At 57.3% G+C, this 18,439-nt stretch carries 14 protein-coding genes; 3 read left to right on the top strand and 11 right to left on the bottom strand.

Annotated features, from left to right (window positions below; genetic code table 11):
* Window positions 1-14: 14 nt before the first annotated feature.
* Window positions 15-593, bottom strand: a complete 579-nt coding sequence (locus tag ACVDG4_RS12850; protein WP_447235354.1) for a tetratricopeptide repeat protein — start codon at window positions 591-593, stop codon at window positions 15-17.
* 184 nt (window positions 594-777) lie between these two features.
* Here ACVDG4_RS12850 and ACVDG4_RS12855 point away from each other — a divergent pair, with 184 nt between their 5' ends.
* Window positions 778-1,668 (top strand): 50S ribosomal protein L11 methyltransferase, encoded by an 891-nt coding sequence (locus ACVDG4_RS12855; RefSeq protein WP_447235355.1) that lies wholly within the window; start codon window positions 778-780, stop codon window positions 1,666-1,668.
* Window positions 1,669-1,751: 83 nt separating this feature from the next.
* On the opposite strand, the gene ACVDG4_RS12860 is transcribed toward ACVDG4_RS12855, so the two are convergent.
* Window positions 1,752-1,955, bottom strand: coding sequence for a hypothetical protein (locus tag ACVDG4_RS12860; RefSeq protein WP_040452352.1), 204 nt, complete (start codon window positions 1,953-1,955; stop codon window positions 1,752-1,754).
* Between the two features lie 251 nt (window positions 1,956-2,206).
* Here ACVDG4_RS12860 and ACVDG4_RS12865 point away from each other — a divergent pair, with 251 nt between their 5' ends.
* Window positions 2,207-4,021 carry an aminopeptidase P family protein gene (locus tag ACVDG4_RS12865; RefSeq protein ID WP_447235356.1) on the top strand — a complete coding sequence of 605 codons (1,815 nt, stop codon included), beginning with the start codon at window positions 2,207-2,209 and terminating at the stop codon, window positions 4,019-4,021.
* Between the two features lie 81 nt (window positions 4,022-4,102).
* Here the strand turns inward: ACVDG4_RS12865 and ACVDG4_RS12870 are convergent, their stop codons facing one another.
* Both ACVDG4_RS12870 and ligA read right to left on the bottom strand, forming a co-directional pair.
* Entirely contained in the window at window positions 4,103-6,163 is a 2,061-nt protein-coding gene (locus ACVDG4_RS12870) for a methyl-accepting chemotaxis protein (protein ID WP_447235357.1), read from the bottom strand.
* Between the two features lie 340 nt (window positions 6,164-6,503).
* Window positions 6,504-8,654: an NAD-dependent DNA ligase LigA gene (ligA, locus tag ACVDG4_RS12875; RefSeq protein WP_447235358.1), complete on the bottom strand. Its 2,151-nt coding sequence runs from the start codon at window positions 8,652-8,654 to the stop codon at window positions 6,504-6,506.
* Window positions 8,655-8,776: 122 nt separating this feature from the next.
* Between ligA and ACVDG4_RS12880 the strand changes: the two genes are divergently transcribed.
* Window positions 8,777-8,959, top strand: a complete 183-nt coding sequence (locus tag ACVDG4_RS12880) for a hypothetical protein (RefSeq protein ID WP_447235359.1) — start codon at window positions 8,777-8,779, stop codon at window positions 8,957-8,959.
* Between the two features lie 71 nt (window positions 8,960-9,030).
* Here ACVDG4_RS12880 and recN read toward each other — a convergent pair whose 3' ends face one another.
* The 7 genes from recN to ACVDG4_RS12915 form a co-directional block, all read right to left on the bottom strand.
* A complete protein-coding gene (gene recN, locus ACVDG4_RS12885) occupies window positions 9,031-10,701 on the bottom strand; it encodes a DNA repair protein RecN (RefSeq protein ID WP_447235360.1) in 1,671 nt (556 codons plus the stop codon).
* A 338-nt stretch (window positions 10,702-11,039) separates the two neighbouring features.
* A complete protein-coding gene (locus tag ACVDG4_RS12890; RefSeq protein ID WP_133947586.1) occupies window positions 11,040-11,846 on the bottom strand; it encodes an outer membrane protein assembly factor BamD in 807 nt (268 codons plus the stop codon).
* Window positions 11,847-12,133: 287 nt separating this feature from the next.
* Entirely contained in the window at window positions 12,134-13,078 is a 945-nt protein-coding gene (gene lpxC, locus ACVDG4_RS12895; RefSeq protein ID WP_306149005.1) for a UDP-3-O-acyl-N-acetylglucosamine deacetylase, read from the bottom strand.
* Window positions 13,079-13,336: 258 nt separating this feature from the next.
* Window positions 13,337-15,082, bottom strand: coding sequence for a cell division protein FtsZ (gene ftsZ, locus ACVDG4_RS12900; RefSeq protein WP_447235361.1), 1,746 nt, complete (start codon window positions 15,080-15,082; stop codon window positions 13,337-13,339).
* A 112-nt stretch (window positions 15,083-15,194) separates the two neighbouring features.
* Complete coding sequence (ftsA, locus tag ACVDG4_RS12905; RefSeq protein WP_286189929.1) at window positions 15,195-16,517, bottom strand: cell division protein FtsA; 1,323 nt, start codon at window positions 16,515-16,517, stop codon at window positions 15,195-15,197.
* Window positions 16,514-17,428 (bottom strand): cell division protein FtsQ/DivIB, encoded by a 915-nt coding sequence (locus ACVDG4_RS12910; RefSeq protein WP_447235362.1) that lies wholly within the window; start codon window positions 17,426-17,428, stop codon window positions 16,514-16,516. The genes ftsA and ACVDG4_RS12910 overlap by 4 nt, the downstream gene beginning before the upstream one ends.
* On the bottom strand, window positions 17,416-18,342 hold the full coding sequence (locus ACVDG4_RS12915; protein ID WP_209174246.1) for a D-alanine--D-alanine ligase: 927 nt from the start codon (window positions 18,340-18,342) through the stop codon (window positions 17,416-17,418). The genes ACVDG4_RS12910 and ACVDG4_RS12915 overlap by 13 nt, the downstream gene beginning before the upstream one ends.
* Window positions 18,343-18,439 lie beyond the last annotated feature (97 nt).

The raw sequence follows: 18,439 nt of genomic DNA on the forward strand, positions 1-18,439 counted from the left end.
TCCGGCGCTCACCTTTAGAGATCAATTCCTTTTTCCTCTTGCTCCCTGATCAGCAGGAAGCGTTCGGGTATGAAGGGATGGAGGGCAACCGCTTCCCGCAAGGCCTGCTGGCCGAGCCGGACCCTGCCCTGCTCCATCAGGATCCGGCCCTTGCCGGAAAGCGCCCCGAAATGCCGGGGCTCGAGTGCGAGCACCCGTTCGATATCTTCCAGTGAGCGGTCGGGTTTGCCCTGGAGGTAATGGATGAATGCCCGCTGGTTCCACGCCTCGGCATAATCGGGCGCCGTCTCCAAGGCACTGTTCAACTCCATAAGTGCCCCTTCATAGTCGGCAACGCGCCGTTTGCTCATTGCCGAGCGCACCTTTGCCTCCAGATCTGCGGATGGGGCGGCCGCAATCCAGCTCTCCCAGATTTCCGCTTCCACTATTCGGGCCTCCATTTCGCTATTCGAGGAAAGCAATGCATCGAACAGCCGTTGATCCGGGAGATTACCCGCCTGTACCGGCCTCGCTATGCCAAAAAAGACAAGACAAAGCAGCAATGCGGCTGTCGGCAAGATACGGCGGGACTGAAGGATTGCGCTTGCCTGCATGGTGGATCTCCCTTGGTACCGTCGGGCACTTTAGTAAAAACCTATGGCAGACGGACTGTTTCGCCAGATCCAGCGGGTTTTATCGTGAAAACAAAAAAGAGACTGGCAGGGGTTTTTCGCTCCGGCTATACCGCTGAGCCAAGCCACCAAGCCAACCGACACCTCAACCGAAGGCGTGCCTTTCATGAAAACCATCCGGGTCAAGATCACGGCGGAAGAACTCGAAGCCAAACGGATCTCCGAAATCCTGGAACGGGCCTTTGAAGACGAGGGCAATCCAGTCACGATCTACGAAGACTCAAAAGACGGGAAAGTCTGGTCGGCCGAAATTCTGCTCTTCGGCATGGAGCCGGAAGACGCAGCCGCACTGGTGCGCGACCGGGTCGGCGCCGATGCATTCGCCGCACCGCTGGAAGCCGAAGAACTGCCGGATATCAACTGGGTGGAAAAAAGCCTGGAAGGTTTGAAACCGGTTCGCGCCGGGCGCTTTCTCGTCCACGGCAGTCACGACCGCGACAAGGTGCCGGGCGGCGCGATTGGCCTTGAAATCGAGGCAGCTCTCGCCTTTGGAACCGGCCACCACGGAACAACTGCCGGATGCCTGGAAGAGATCGACCGGCTGTTGTCCATGCGCGAGTATGACAGCATTCTGGATCTTGGAACGGGAACAGGTGTTTTGGCAATTGCCGCAGCCTTGAAAGCCCGCCAGCAGGTGTTGGCAACCGATATTGATCCGATTGCAACGCAGACTGCCTTGGAAAACGCGCGGCTGAACGGTGCCCGTCATCTTGTGACCGGTTTCACCGCCAATGGCGTGGAAGACCGGCGCTTCAACCTCTATGGCCCGTTCGATCTGGTCATTGCCAATATTCTGGCCCGGCCCTTGATGAAGATGTCGAAGTCCATCTGCGCGCGGATGACACCAACGTCCACGCTGGTCCTGTCCGGTCTGCGGATCGAGGATGGACCGCGGATCCTGTTTGCCTATGGATGCCAGGGATTTGTCCTGGACCGCCGCCGGGAAAAGGACGGCTGGCTCACGCTCACGCTGGTCCGCGGCCGCAAACACGCGTAAGGCTATTTCCTAGGGGAAACGAAAAGACCCCGCCGGTTGTTCCAGCGGGGTCTTTTATCGTGCACAGTTGTTCTTTCAGCGGCCTAGAACGCGCTGGTCGCAGAGCCTTCGCGTTCCAGCTGCTCACGATCGTAACCGTGGGCAGAAAGGGTCGCGTCGTCCAGTGACAGGAGGTAGCCGTTGACATAACGGCGGGCCTGTACGGAGCGGGCTTCGATCATCCGGTCGAAAGCGCGGCGCATGAAGCCGCCAGAAGCGCGTGTGGATGTAGTCGTTGCGATGGTCATTGTCTTTAATCCCGTTCGAAGTTGAAGAGCTTCCCTAGGGAGAAACGTCTTTATTAGCTTGTTGGCAGTTAATATGATTGTGGATGCGCGGTTTAGGTAGGGGGCGATCTGCATGCCAGCCCTGCGCATTTCGCATATGCGAAATGATTTGTGCATTGCACATTTTCGAAACGAAAATTCCCATATCCAATCTTTTCAAGAAATAATTATCCGACTTGATTGCGTCATGGACCCCTTTTAGTTTTGCCGCCATGTTTCAGAATTTTGACGATCTCAGTGATCCTTCCTGCGGGGCGCCGCATGCAGCGCTTCTCAGAGCCGAACTCAAGCGTCTGGGCCTTGATGGTTTCTTGATTCCCCGTGCCGATGCGCACCAGGGGGAATATGTCCCGCCGCATGACTGCCGTTTGCAGTGGTTGACGGGCTTTACCGGATCCGCCGGTATGGCCGCGGTTCTGGGCGAAGATGCTGCCGTTTTCGTCGATGGCCGCTACACCATCCAGGTGCGCGAACAGGTCGACATGGACGTGTTTCCGGCCCAGCATCTGATCACCGAACCGGTGACGGAGTGGCTCGCCGCACGCCTCAAGCCGGGCCAAAAACTCGGTATCGACGCCATGCTGCACACCGTGCGGGAAGTCCGGCGGTTGCGGGAGATCTGTAAAGAGGCCGGGGCTGAACTGGTCACCTTGCAAGACAATCCGGTTGATGCGGTTTGGGCGGATCGCCCAGAGCCGCCGGTCGGTCAGGTCATGCTTTATCCGACAGAACTTGCAGGCCGTGGGTCGGAAGACAAGATCGCTGAGATCCAGAAAGCCATTCAGGACAAGAAAGCCGATGCCTGTGTCCTGACTCAGCCGGATTCCATTGCCTGGCTGTTCAACATCCGTGGCTCGGATGTCACGCACACACCGCTGCCCCTGTCATTTGCAACCGTTCCGGCAGAGGGCAAACCCTCGCTTTATATCGATGGCCGAAAGCTCTCTAACTCCGTGCGCGATGCCCTCGCCGATCTGACAGAGATTTCAGAGCCGGCCGATTTTCAAGGCGGGCTGAAAACACTCGGCACGGAAGGGAAGAAGGTCATCATCGATCCGTCTCTTGCTGGGATCGGCATTGCCGAAGCCATCACAGATGCCGGTGGCACGCTCGTTGAGGCTTCTGATCCCGTTCTCCTGCCAAAGGCTGTCAAGAACGAGGTCGAGCTGAACGGCGCCCGGAAAGCACATGTCCGCGATGCGGCGGCCTACATCTCCTTCCTCTGCTGGTTCGATGAAGAAGTCGCTAAAGGCGAGCTGGACGAGATAGGGGCCGCCGAAAAACTGGAAGAGTTCCGCGCGGCAACGGGAGAGCTAAAGGACATCTCCTTCGATACGATTTCCGGGGCCGGACCGAACGGGGCGATCTGCCACTACCGGGTCAGCCGCACCAGCAATCTGAAGATCCCGCAAGACAAGCCCTTCCTGATTGATTCCGGTGCTCAATATATTGACGGCACCACCGACATCACCCGGACGCTCGCCGTTGGCACTGTGAGCGAAGAGATGAAGAAGCACTACACGCTCGTGCTGAAGGGCCATATCGCCATCTCGACCGCGAAGTTTCCGGAAGGCACGACCGGTGCCCAGCTGGATACCCTTGCGCGCATTGATCTTTGGAAAGCCGGCCTCGATTTCGATCACGGCACCGGCCATGGCGTCGGCACGTACCTCGGTGTTCACGAAGGTCCGCAGCGCATCGCCAAGACCGGCCATGTGCCGCTGAAGCCGGGCATGATCCTGTCCAACGAACCGGGTTACTATCCTGCGGGCGAATATGGCATTCGTCTGGAGAACCTCGAAATCGTCACCGCGCCGAGGGACATTCCAGGCGGCGAGCGACCAATGCTCGGGTTTGAGACGATCACGCTTGTCCCGTTTGACCGGCGGTTGATCGTTCCCGGAATGCTGACGAGCGACGAGCGCTCCTGGCTCAACCGGTACCATCAGCGGGTCCGCTCCGAAATCGGGCCATTGCTGGCCGCCAAAGACAGGATCTGGCTGGAACAGGCGACCGAAGAGCTCTGAGCAAAAGCCTTCCATCACAAACAAAAACCGCCCGGACACAGTCCGGGCGGTTTTTCCTTAAACTCCAAAAAGGCGAACGGGTTATGCGGCCTCGTCTTCTTTGCGCACCTGCTCCAGGAAGTGGCTGACCGCCCCCGAAAGACTGTTGGCAACCTTGCCGAGTTGATCGGCAGATTGACTCATCGTCTGGGATTGCTCGCGGGTCTGATCGATCGAGCCGGACACACCGGCAACGTTGGACGCTGCAGCCGATGCGCCATCTGAAGCCAGTGTAATGCTCTGCGTGATCTCGCTTGTCGCAATGTTCTGTTCTTCCACGGATGCCGCAATGGTGCTGGTCACCGACTGCACTTGCTCAATTTGCTCGACAATGGACCGGATGGCGGCAACAGATTTTTGGGTCGAGCCCTGAATGCCGGTGATTTGGCTGGCAATCTCGTCCGTCGCCTTTGCCGTCTGCGTGGACAGTTCTTTCACTTCTGCAGCAACCACGGCGAAGCCTTTGCCAGCCTCCCCTGCCCGCGCAGCCTCAATTGTGGCGTTCAAAGCCAAAAGATTGGTCTGTTCTGCGATGGCTCGGATGATCTCGACAACCTCACCTATTTTGTCAGCAGTTTCCGCCAGAATGGAAACATCTTTGTCAGCCGAAACCGCAGTCGATGATGCCGTTTCAGAGATTTCCATGGCCGTATTGGCCTGGCGGGAAATCTCACTGATGGAGGCGGACAGTTCGGCAGCAGCGGACGCTACAGTCTGGACGTTGGTCGTCGCTTCTTCGGTCGCTGCATTGGCAGCACTCGCGCTTTCTGAAGCATGACCTGCAATCTGAACCATTTGGCCGGCAGATTGACTGACTTCGTGCGTTTCGTTCTTCAGTTGCTGCTGAACCGCGGAGACCTCATCTTCAAACTGTTTGATGGCAGCTTCCAGATGGGCGTTCCGTTTGCGCCGCTGAATACGGCCCTTTTCCGCTTCTTCTTCAAGCGTGCGTTGTTTTATCAGATTGTCCCGGAAGACTTCTGCAGATCGGGCAATGTCGCCGATCTCATCCGGACGGTCCGTATAGGGCACTTTTATGTCGATATCGCCTTCTGCAAGGCTGGCGATGGTATCGCGCTGGCGCTGCAGCAGCTTTGAGATTGACAACACTTCGAAAGCTGCAAGGCCTCCGCTTCCCAGCACGACAATCACGGCCAGCAGAGACACATAGATTAGCTGGGAAGCAAGCGCTGCAGTGTCTGCATCAGCAGCAGCTTCTGCCCGGTGTATCAACTCATCGGAGACTGACTTGATCAAATTCAAACGCTGAGTGGCCGTTGCAAACCAATCGCTGCCCGAAACACCCTTTGCGTCTCCGCTCTGAGGAAGTCCTTGAAGAATAGGCCGCCACTTTTCGACCGTGTCTATTGCGGGCCCTTTTACGGTCGCGGCAAATAGTTCCTTTTGATCTGGCAGCGCGATCGCTTTAAACTCCGACAGGAAGGCTTGTTCAGCGCCATACTTTGCCATGAACCTTTTGTAGACATCGAAGTTTACTTCACCTGTTAGCGCGAACTCATTCAACATGCCTGCGCCCAAGGCGCGTTCAAGCCCACCTGCTTCCTTTGCTTCAACAAGAGCAATGAAGGGGAACAGCTCTGCCGTGATTTCAGGTGACGGGCTTGCTTCGATGGCAAGGCCAATCAAATGAACAAGCGCATGGATCTCTTTGGTATATGAGGCGACCACTTCGGGCGCTGACTTGGAACGGTTATCAACCTTTATCCTGAAGCCGTCGACCTCATGCACCGCTTTACCGACCTTGCGCAATTCTTCGAGCGTATAGGCATCGTTGAGATCAATGGCGGCAAGATGATCGTCAAAGATCTTGATCGCCGCGTCCGTCAGAGGGCGCTGTTTTTGTAACTTAGACAGGTTTTCAGCAGCATAATCGGAACGGATCATGCCAACAGTCATGCCCCGTTCTTTTTGCAATTCGTGAATTACATTGCCGGCGTCTTCGGCGATCCGTGTCAAAGGCCGCATATGTTCGTGATGCGACAGTAAGACTTTGGTTTCATAGACTGTGAAGCCTGCAAAACCGACCACCGCGAGCATTGGCACAAACGCCAATACCAGAATCTGTACTTTAATCCGTTTCATTAAGCCTACCCCTCCAAGGCGCTCTTGACCGGAAGAGTGGGTTTTTCAGCTTACTCATACCTTAACGTAAGGCAGAAAATTGGCATTTTACGACAGCGAAAAAACAATAAATCAATAGAAACAATTTAAGGTGGTGCAATTAAGAATTTCGCTATTGATAATTATACGGATATCGATCACCTATATTTATTTTCGATAATATTTTCAGATATTTAGAACTACAGAAAATGCTGTTCATTTGATTCGAGAAGACAGAAACCATAAGGCGAAAATCCGATTTTTCACAACCTGAACAACTTCTAGCGTCACCCTAAAGATCAGAAGTGTCGCCAGATGCAAATTACGTAACGTCAACCAACTCGAACCAATCGTCCTCGGAAATGACCTCGATCTCAAGCTCTGATGCCTTCTTCAGCTTGGATCCAGCCCCCGGACCGGCAACGACCAAATCGGTCTTCTTGGACACTGATCCAGACACCTTCGCCCCGAACCGCTCGGCCATGGCCTTGGCCTCGTCACGGGTCATGCGCTCAAGGGAGCCGGTAAAGACCACCGTCTTTCCGGCAACCGGCGAGCCGGAGGCATCGATCTTCTCCGCATCCTTCGGCGTCACCTCTTGCAGCAGCGCATCCAATTGCTCGCGATTGTGGCTTTCAGCAAAGAATTCCGCCAACGCATCGGCAACGATATGACCGATGCCATCGATGTCGTTGAGCTCGACCCAAGCCTCACTTCCATGATCGCTGGCCTCCGTCATCGCTTTGTAGAAGGCTGCCCAGGACCCGTAGGCCCGTGCCAACAGTTTCGCATTGCCCTCGCCGACATGCCGGATGCCGAGCGCGAAAATGAACCGGTGCAGATCAATTTCCCGACGTGCGTCGATCGCCTCAAACAGGTTCTTCGCGGAAACGGCGCCCCAGCCTTCACGGTTGCGCAGCTTGGTCAGGGATTGTTTGTCGCGTTCAGCAAGTGTGAAGATGTCAGCCGCGGTCTTCACCAGGTCATCCTGATAGAACGCGTCCACCTGCTTGTCCCCGAACCCTTCAATGTCGAAGGCGTTGCGGGAGACAAAGTGCTTGAGCTTTTCCGTCGCCTGCGCCGGACAAATCAAACCGCCCGTGCACCGGCGCACCGCGTCCTTGCGGCCGGTCTTTTCGTTCTCTTCGCGCACTGCGTGGCTGTTGCAGCGCGGGCAGCGGGTCGGGAATTCATAAGGCTCCGCATCGTCTGGACGCTTGTCGAGGTCCACATCGACGATCTGGGGAATAACGTCGCCGGCCCGCTGGATCTTGACCGTATCGCCCTTGCGCAGGTCCTTGCCGCCACGGATCGGCTCTCCATCCTGGCCAATACCCTTGATGTAGTCTTCATTGTGCAGGGTCGCATTGGAAACGACTACACCGCCAACCGTGATCGGCTCCAGCTTGGCAACCGGCGTCAGCGCGCCTGTACGGCCAACCTGAATCTCAATGTCATTGAGCACGGTCCAGGCCTGCTCGGCCGGAAACTTGTGCGCAATCGCCCAACGCGGAGACCGGGAGACAAAACCAAGCCGTTCCTGCAGATCCAGCCGGTCGACCTTGTAGACAACACCGTCAATGTCATAGTCGAGCTGCGCCCGGTTTTCCTCAATGCCATGATAAACGCCCAGCAGCTCTTCCACCGTCTCACAGCGTTTCATCAGCGGGTTGATCTGGAATCCCCACTCCGCTAACTGCGCAACCATGCCGTCTTGCGTGTCCTTTGGCAGCGCACTCATCTCTCCCCAGGCATAGGCAAAGAACCGAAGCGGCCGGGACGCGGTGATTTCAGACTTCAGCTGGCGCAAGGATCCAGCCGCCGCATTCCTGGGATTGGCAAACACCTTCCCGCCATTGGCCGCCATGCGCGCATTCAGGGCCTCAAAGTCCTTGTGGGCCATGTAGACCTCGCCGCGGATCTCCACCACGTCCGGCACGGTGCCGACGAGCGTCTGCGGGATATCCTTGATGGTCTTGGCATTGGCGGTGACGTTCTCGCCCGTCGTGCCGTCGCCCCGCGTTGCGGCATAGACAAGCGTGCCGTTCTCATAGCGCAAGGACAGGGACAGGCCGTCAATCTTCGGCTCGGCAGTGACAGCCAACGCTCCCATCAACGGATCAAACTTCAGGAACCGGCGCACCCGGCCAACAAAATCACGGACATCGTCATCGCTGAATGCATTGTCCAGAGACAGCATTGGCACCCGGTGCGTGATCTTTCCGAACCCGGAGGCCGGCGCCGCGCCGACCTGCGCAGACGGGCCGTCGGCCAGCATCAACTCCGGGAAACGGGCCTCAATCGCTGAATTCCGGCGGCGCAGCGCGTCATAGTCCGCATCCGATATCGTCGGCGCATCTTCCTGGTGATACCGTCGGTCATGTTCAGCGATCTCCGACGCCAACCGCTCGAGTTCCGCCTTGGCAGCTTCCGGGCTCAACTGCTCGATTTCAATCAAAGAGTTATCGGTCATGCGCGCTACCAGCCCCGGGAGTTTCCAATTTGCCGCCTGTCTTGCGTTGTCCGGGAACCATTCCCAAAGACCAGCGTTTTAAACTTATAAGTCCGGCGTTTTTCAATGCAAAGGAGAGCAAGATGCCAAACACCAAAGCCAACTACGACCTTTCACAGTCCGGCAAAGGGTCCGGCCCGGTTTGGTTCATCGCAGGAGCTTTGGTCACTGCAATCGCAGCCGGTATTTTCTTTTACACGCAGTGGTATGCGCAGGACGATGAGGTAAGTATCGAGCTCACTGTCCCGAGCATTTCTGTCGAATAAAAACCTGCAAAAATTGCCGTTTCCTCCCCCGCCAACTGCGCAAAGGCCCGCCTCTCCAGCGGGCCTTCTTTTTATCCTGCCCTCTGTAATAAAAGCCGGGACGCTGCCGCCCGCGCCTCGTCCGTAATGACGCTGCCCGCCAGCATCCGGGCCACTTCCTCCCGGCGATGGTCCTCATCGATCTGCTTAACGCGCGTTGCCACCCGGTCTGCGTCTGTTGCCTCCTTGGCAATCAGGAAATGCCCCTCAGCCCTTGCGGCGACCTGAGGTGCATGGGTCACGGTGAGAACCTGCACGTTGCTTGCAAGCCGGGCCAACCGCAGACCGATCGCTTCGGCCACGGCACCGCCAACGCCGGTGTCGATCTCATCAAAAACCAGCGTCGGCGCCGATCCTTTGTCGGCGAGACACACTTTCAGAGCCAGCAGAAACCGCGAAAGTTCGCCGCCGGAGGCCACTTTCATCATCGGGCCCGGCTTGGTGCCAGGGTTGGTCTGAACGTGGAACTCCAGCTGATCGATGCCGTACCGCCCCCGCTGCTCCGGATCGCTCGCGGTCTCAACGATGAATTTCGCACGTTCCAACTTCAGATCCGGCAATTCCGTCTCAACAGCCTTTTCAAGGCGCGCAGCGGCTTTGCGCCGTTTCTCTGAGAGGTTTGCGGCCTTCCGGTCATAGTCGGCACGGGCCTTTTGAGCCGCATCGGCCAAAGCGGCCAGTTTGTCCTCACCGGCGTCCAGATCGGAAAGATCAGCGGCCATGCGCTCGGCAAGAGCACTCAGCTCGTCAACAGGCAAGGAATACTTCCGCGACGCAGCACGGAGCGCAAACAACCGCTCCTCTACAACCTCAAGCTCGCGGGGATCGTACTCGGTCTCCCGAAGGGCCGCCTCCAACCCGGAGCGGCACTCTTCCAGGAGATCCAGGGCGCCTGCCAGATGCTGGACCGGTTGCCCGAGCAGGTTCGGAACCTGATCGGCCTTCCGCTCCAACCTCCGCAAAAGACTGGCGAGCTCAGGGATCGGGGATGCGGATCCGTTCAGGGTTTCGTAGGCCTCGCTCAGATCCCCAGCAATCTTCTCGACCGCCATCATGTCCGTGCGCCGGGCCGCCAACTGATCTTCTTCACCGGATTCCGGCTTCAATTGGCTGAGTTCCTCGACAGAGGATCTCAAATAATCCGCTTCGTTGCGGGCCGCTTCAATGCGGGCTTCATGATCTGACACAGCCTTTTCGGCTGACCGATAGCCCTGGTAGGCTTTTGCCACGGCGTCCGCATCGGTGGTCAATCCGCCAAACACGTCGATCAAAGCCCGGTGGCTCTCCGGATCAACCAAGGCCCGATCATCATGCTGACCGTGGATTTCCACCAGCAGAGCACCAGCCTGCCGCAAAAGTCCTGCACTGACCGGCTGATCATTGATGAAAGCGCGCGTGCGCCCGTCTGCGGCCTGAACCCGGCGCAAAATGACGTCCCCGTCATCGTCGATGCTGTTGTCTTTCAGGAAAGCGCGAACCGGATGCGCCATCTCGACATCGAAAACGGCGGTCACTTGTCCTTGCCCCTCTCCGTGACGGACAAGATCAGCATCGCCCCTTGCGCCAAGCGCCAGAGACAGGGAATCCAGCAAAATGGATTTTCCGGCGCCGGTCTCGCCTGTCAGCACAGACATTCCGGCGGCGAAATCAAGATCCAGACGGTCGATCAGAACAATGTCACGGATAGACAACGTGACCAGCATGAACAGAGCGCTCCTTAGAAATCGGCTCGGGCAGGCACCTAAAACATAGGTGCCTTTTCGAGTCGGTCTAGCTTAGGGTCAGGCCCTATTAAATTGGACGAAATGGTAGGAATGAATTTGTTCGGATACAAGGCGCAAAGCTGCAGGAAACCGTCCGGTTTCCAAAGGTTTGCAAAGATGTTGCCGGGCAAATGCATCCTATCCCGAAGGCACGCAAAAACGGCGTCGATCTGCTTCGTCAAACCGCTCAACCGGGCACCCAGCCCGCTTTACGCGCTTTTCCTTGCAGCTCATTGCCGTTTCTTGCGCCAGTTCGTCAAATTTAATGGGTCCTGACCCTAGAGCTTGATACTCTTGAATGCGCGGCTAATCCAGCTGCCACTGTCTTCAGAAGGCTCATATCCGCCGCTGTTCAAGAGAGTGTAAGCGTCTTTGTACCACTGCGTGTCCGGGAAGTTGTGCCCCAGAACCGCAGCAGCGGTCTGGGCTTCGCTGATCACCCCAAGCGCATAGTAGGCTTCGGTCAAACGAAAGAGCGCTTCTTCCACGTGACGGGTGGTCTGATAGTTGTTCACAACGGTCTTGAAGCGGTTCACGGCTGCAACGTAATTCCGGCGTTCCAGATAGTACCGGCCCACCTGCATTTCCTTACCGCCAAGTTGGTCCTGAACGATCAGAAGCTTGCGTTGGGCATCCGGTACATATTCCGATTCAGGAAAACGCTGGATCAGCTCGCCATACGCGGAAGCTGCGCGCTCGGTCGTGGCCTGATCCCGTGTGATGTCCGGCATCTGGCGATAGTAGCTCTGGCCAACGAGGTAGAGCATGTAGGCGGAATCCGGATCGCCCGGATAAAGCGTTACAAACCGATTGGCGGATGTCACGGTCTCCGTGTACTTACCCCGCGTGTAGTTAAGATAGGCGAGGTTCACCAAGGACTTCTTGGAGTATTCCGAGTACGGGTAAAGCTTGTCGAGTTCCTCGAATTTGGCAGTCGAATCTCTCAGTTTACCCTGTGCCCGCAGTGCAAGCCCTTCGTTGAACAGAACTTCCGCAGGGGTGTCGTTCAGCGCCAGCTCATCGAACTCGTCCTTGCTGCTGCACGCTGACAATGCCAAGGGCGCAGCCAAAACCGCGAGAGCCAAAAAACGCTTGAGATGTGGAGCCGTCCACGCCGAAAAGCCGAGTTGTCTTCCGTTCACACCCTATCTCCCGAGCTGCACATATCAGCCCAAACACAGCCCTGCACCGAGCGGCGCAGAAATTCCCGATTTCAATAACACGAGTGTTTAGCGGAAACGAACCGCCCCCGTCACGCTTTCAAACGGGATCTGCCGGATTTTTTAAGCTTTTTTGTGGCAACCCGCCACAAACGGCAGCTTCGCCTGAAATAAAAATGGGAGGCGTTCGGGCCTCCCTTGAAAGAAAAGTATCAGGAAACGTCCGGACCAAAAGCTGCTGCAGCAGCCAAACCGCCTTTGTCGACCTGGCCAACCTGGCGGAAGGCCGGAGATTCGACGATCTCGAATGCAGACGGATCTTCGAACAGCTTGACCAGAATGGAGTGGTTCATCTTGTGACCACCCTTGAAGGAGCGGTAAAGCCCCAGGATCGGCAGACCGGCAAGCGCCAGATCACCAACCGCGTCAAGTGCCTTGTGGCGGGCGAACTCATCCGGCCAGCGCGTGCCTTCCGGGTTCAGAACCTTGTCGTCGGAGATGGCGACGGAGTTTTCCAGCGAAGAGCCGAGCGCGAAGCCCATCTTCCAGAGCTGCTCAACGTCCTTCACGTAACCGAAGGTCCGTGCACGGCAGAGTTCGTTGCGGAACACGTCCGGTGTCATGTCGGACACGAATTTCTGGTTGCCGATCGCAGGCGTATCAAAGTCAATCGTGATGTCAAACTTCGTGCCGTCATAGGGATGCAGCTCACACCAGGCGCTTCCGTTGTCGACACGAACGGTTTTCTTGACTTTCAGATACCGGCGGCCCCGGTCCAACTTCTTGATGCCAACCTGCTCGATCGCCTCGACAAACGCGTGGCTGGAACCATCCATGATCGGCATTTCAGGGCCGTCGATTTCAACGATGACGTTGTCGATGCCCATTCCAAACAGCGCAGCCATCAGGTGTTCAACGGTCGAGATGCCATCCTTGGACGGATCATCGAGAACGGTGCACAACGCGGTTGCGGACACTTTGTCCCAGAGCGCCGGAATTTCCTTGGAAGAGTCGCTGTCAGTACGTGAGAACACAACCCCCACACAAGCTTCAGCAGGCACCAATGTGATTGACGCAGGTTTACCCGAATGAACACCGATACCTGTCAGCGTCACCTGATCGGCGAGCGTTGTCTGTCGGTCTACATATGCGGTCATATTCCCCTACCCTTCCGGTTTGGCGCCGGTAATGGTCAGTCATTTGCACGTGCAAAGTTACGGACTTTTAACGATCGCCAGCTGCAGGCAACATAGTCGGTAATTAAGGTAGGGCGAAATAAAGCTTTATTACGGTTTGTAACGATTCACAGGTTCGCAAACCATTGAATTATCACGTCATTTGACTCAGTGTAACAAAAGCGGCCCGAAGTCGTGACTTCGGGCCGTTGCGATCAGGGAAGAAGATCGCGGGTCGAATCAGTTGGCCTGCCGGCGCAGGAACGCCGGGATCTCCAACTGATCGTCTTCTGACTGGCTCATCGGCGTAGGGGCCGAACGGCCAGTGCTATCAAGTTGTCCGGTTGCCCCTTCGCTGTGAGACCGCGGCTGCGGTGCACGCGGTGCCGGACGAAGTTGCGCTGCCGGACGGACAGTCTCAACGGGAGTCTCTTCGTGGTGCTCTTCTTCGTCTTCCTTGCGGCCGAGACCGCTGGCAAGACGCCGCAGAAGACCCATTGGGCGCCGTTCGTCTTCAACATCATGCTCCAGATCCGCAGCCGGATCGGCCGGAGCTTGCGCCTCTGGCGCTGTCGGAGCGCTGGCCGGGGCAGAGCTGGCGAGAATTTCACGCTGAGCAATCGGCGGGAAATCTTCAACGCGTGGCATCCGCGGGGCCGTGGCATGCTCTTCAGCTGCCGGCGGGATGTATGGCTGCGCCATCGGCGCTACATCGGCAACCGGTGCCGGCGTGTCGTTTTCCAGATCCATCATCGAAGATGTTTCTGCGACCGGGGCCCGCGAAGGCTGCACCCTCTTGATTTCAACATCCGGGTCGCTCGCAACAGAAACCGCGGCAGGTTCCGGGATCGCCAGTTCTTTTTCCAGGCTGGCCATCGCCTTTGCTGCAGCGTCCTGTACCTTCGGCATTTCTGCAGCCGGTGAAGGCTTTGTCTGGATTTCCGGAGTACGCGGCGCGATGGTCTCGGATTTCAGAGCTGGAGCTGTGATTCCGGGAAACGTGCCAGCCATTTGGCCCTCCTCCCGGTCAATTCCAGTTGCGACAACCGACACGCGGATGATGCCATCCAGCGTCTCGTCAAAGGTCGCCCCGAGAATGATGTTTGCATCCGCGTCGACTTCTTCCCGGATTCGGGTTGCTGCTTCATCCACTTCAAAGAGCGTCAAATCATTGCCGCCAGTGATGGAAATGAGCAGACCTTTTGCACCCTTCATGGAGGATTCGTCGAGCAACGGATTGGCAATAGCGGCTTCAGCAGCTTGCTGAGCGCGCTTTTCGCCAGAGGCTTCGCCGGTGCCCATCATCGCTTTGCCCATGCCGCGCATGACAGAGCGGACGTCGGCAAAGTCGAGATTGATAAGACCTTCCTTGACCATCAGGTCGGTGATGCAGGCAACACCGGAATATAGAACCTGGTCGGCCATGGCAAACGCATCAGCGAACGTCGTCTGTGCGTTGGCAATCCGGAAAAGGTTCTGGTTCGGAATGACAATCAGAGTGTCAACGTTGCGCTGAAGCTCTTCGATGCCGCTATCGGCAATGCGCATCCGGCGCGCACCTTCGAACTGGAACGGCTTGGTAACAACACCAACGGTTAGGATGCCCTGCTCGCGCGCTGCACGGGCAATCACAGGAGCTGCACCGGTGCCGGTACCACCGCCCATACCGGCCGTGATGAACACCATGTGCGATCCAGACAGATGATCGTTGATCTCATCGATCACTTCTTCGGCCGCGGCCCCGCCAACTTCTGGCTGGGAACCGGCTCCGAGACCTTCCGTAACGGCCACGCCCATCTGGACGAGACGATCGGACTGGTTCATTGCCAGTGCCTGGGCATCCGTGTTGGCCACGACAAAGTCGCACCCCTGGAGGCCTGCTGTGATCATGTTATTGACGGCGTTTCCGCCCGCGCCGCCGACACCGAAGACCGTGATACGCGGCTTCAGTTCCTGAATGTCGGGCATCTTCAGGTTTATGGTCATGTTATCCTCGCGACCCGCTGGCGCCCCCGATACGGGAGAACCCTCTTCTTCCCTAATTTCCTCTGCCACTCCTGGCAGCTCCAACTCTAGGCTCTTGTCGTCTGTCATTTGCTCAAAAGCTTTCCCTGATCCATTGGCCCACACGAGCCAAATAGCCAGATTGCCCGCCCCACCCGGATCTGCGGTTCTTGTGTTCGAACTGCTCGATCTGCGCGACTTGCGGATAAATCAGGAGGCCAACGGCCGCGGCGAATGCCGGACCTTTTGCTGCCTCGGGAAGACCGGCGACGCCTAGAGGCCGGCCAAGACGGACGTTGCGGCCAAGGATATGACGCGCAACCTCACCAAGACCTGTGAGCTGACTGGCACCCCCCGTCAAAACGATCTGCTTGCCGACCCGCCCGGCAAAGCCGGACGCCGTCAGACGATCTCTCACAAGTTCAAGGATTTCTTCGACGCGCGGGCGGATGACACGGGTCAACGCCGAGCGTGGGATCTGGTTTGGCAAATCGCTGTCGCTCTCCAGCGGCGGAACGGTCAGCATATCCCGTTCGTCCGAGCTGGAAGCCAGCGGTGAGCCATAAAGTGTTTTCAGCCGTTCAGCGTCCTGCAGACGCGTCGCAAAGGCCCGAGCGATATCCATGGTGACGTGGTTACCACCAACAGCGATCGCATCGAGGTGGACCATATGACCGTCCACGAAGACGGACAGCGTTGTGGTGCCACCGCCCATGTCAATGCAGGCAACGCCGAGTTCAGCTTCGTCATCCACGATTGTCGACAGGCCGCTGGCAAACGGGGTTGCCACCATGGTCTCGACGTGCAGATGACCGCGGTTGATGCAGAGTTCCAGGTTCCGGACCGGCGGCACTTCTGCCGTAACAACCTGCATATCGACGCCGAGCTTGTGGCCCATCATGCCACGCGGATCCCGGATGCCCCGGCTGCCATCCAGTGTGTAGGAAATCGGCAGAGCGTGCGTTACTGCCCGGCCATCGGTCACCGAGTGACTGGAACCGGCAGACAGAACGCGCTGAATATCCGCTTCGCAGACGCTTTCGCCGGACAGCGGCACACTGGCGCTGTAGATTTCGCTCTGCAAGCGGCCGCAGCTGATATTTGTGATCAACGATTCAACGGTCACCCCAGCCATACGCTCCGCACTGTCGACAGCAAGGCGAATGGCATGTTCGGCCGCATCCATGTCAACGACGACACCGGACTTGATGCCCCGGGACCGCTGATAACCGTAGCCGAGAACCTCGACCTTGTGCGACCGGCTGGACAGGATCGCGTTGTCGTCCTGAGGGATGAGTTTGGCAATCAGGCAGCAGATCTTTGTTGATCCGACATCGAGGACCGACATAACGACCGAACGGCGGCTCGGCAGCGGGCGCATCTTTGGCAAATACAAAGGCTGATCAGACCGGCTCATGTGTCCCGTCCTCCATTGCCCGAGCGTCCACGACCACCGGTCATGATCTTGCGCTGTTCCGCAGCCTCTTCGCTCAAGCGAACCGTGATCCGGTCCCCCAGGCGCATGTCGATGGCCATAATATCGCGGGCAAGCAGCCCGTCTTCCTTGTCCATTCTCACCAATTCAGCCAAAGCGGCTTCCATATTCTCTTCCGGCAAGCGGACAAAAATCCCATTTTCCAACTTCAAGTCCCAACGGCGGTCACTGATCAGGAACGCCGCACGCACCCGCGGGCGAAGATCCGGCACTGTCGCAAGCGCTGCACTGATCTCACCGGCCCGGCGCTGTGCGCCATGATTGACGACCAACAGCAGATTTGCGTACCGGCCATCCACGTCATCGGTGATAACCTCGCCGGCCTCATTCACGATCGAGACCAGATCACCCCGCTGCCAAAGCGCGTAAGGCACCTTCTCCTCGATCCGGATCTGCAATGTGCTCGGGTAGAACTTCATCACCGAAGCATTCTTGACCCAAGCCATGTCGTTCAGCCGTTCACGGGCGCCATCGGCATCGAACAGGATCAGGGACGAGCCGTCGTGAATTTCGAGCGCTTCGAGGATCTGGAATTCGTTGATTTCCCGTTGTCCGGACAGCTTGACGGCCTCAATCCCGAAACCGACCGCCGAAAGCAGCGCATCGCTCACGACACGCCCGTGTCCGCCTATGACTATTGCGTAGGAAATCGTTAAGGTTAAGAAACCGATGGCAGCTGCAGAACCCGTCCAGCGTGGCAAGTCCGCCAATCGGCCCGCCGCGCGCCAAACAGGCTGCCGGTGCAAACGCGCAACGCCGCGGCCGCGCGGAGCCAGCTCGGCTTCCAGCGGCGCATATGCGTCCCGTTTATGTTTGCGACCTAACGACAGCAACTCGCGTCCTCAACCATCCAACTCACCAGGTCTTTGAAGCTCATTCCCTTGTAGGCGGCCATTTCGGGCACCAAAGAGGTCGGCGTCATGCCTGGTTGCGTGTTCACTTCAAGGCAGATCAGGTCCCCGCTTCCATCTTCGCGCTCGTCGAATCGGAAATCGGCCCGGGATACCCCACGGCACCCCAAGGCCTGATGCGCCTTAACCGCTAGTGTCTCCGCTGTTTGGTAAACAAGTGGTGAAATTTTTGCAGGAAGAATGTGTTTTGAACCGCCTTCTGCATATTTTGCATCGAAATCGTAGAACTCCTGCCCCTGGGTCACGATGTCGATCACGCCAAGTGCCTGATCGTCCTTGACTGCGCAGGTCAGTTCGCGGCCTCGGATGAACTTCTCGCACATCAAAACATCCGGATAAGGCCAGTCTTCCCGGTGCAGCTCCTGGGGCGGAAACTCTTGATCTTCCTTGACAATCAGGACACCGAAGCTGGAACCTTCGTTGATCGGTTTGAGCACATAGGGCGGATCCATCGGATGATCCCGGCCGATCTCATGACGGTTCACAACCTTGTGCTCCGTGACCGGAATTCCGGCCGCCGCCATAACCGCTTTTGCCTTCACTTTGTTCATTGCAAGGCTCGAAGCCATCACTCCAGAGTGCGTATAGGGAATGTTAAGAAACTCTAATATTCCCTGAACGCAGCCATCCTCACCGAAGGGTCCGTGCAAGGCGTTAAAGGCCACATCCGGCTTCAACTCAGCCAAAACGGCCGACACGTTCCGGTCCACATCCACCCGTGAAACACGATATCCGGCTTCTTCCAGTGCGAGTGCGCATTCCTTGCCACTTGAAAGGCTGACTGGCCTTTCATTGACCCAACCACCCATCAGGACAGCAACATGTTTCTTGGTCATGGATGGGTTCTCCCTTGATAAGACCGTTTCCCGGACTTGAATCCGGGAAAGCGGCACAAATAAAACGCAACTAATGGAAACTGTGGACAGAGACCGG

Source organism: Roseibium sp. MB-4 (assembly GCF_053005265.1).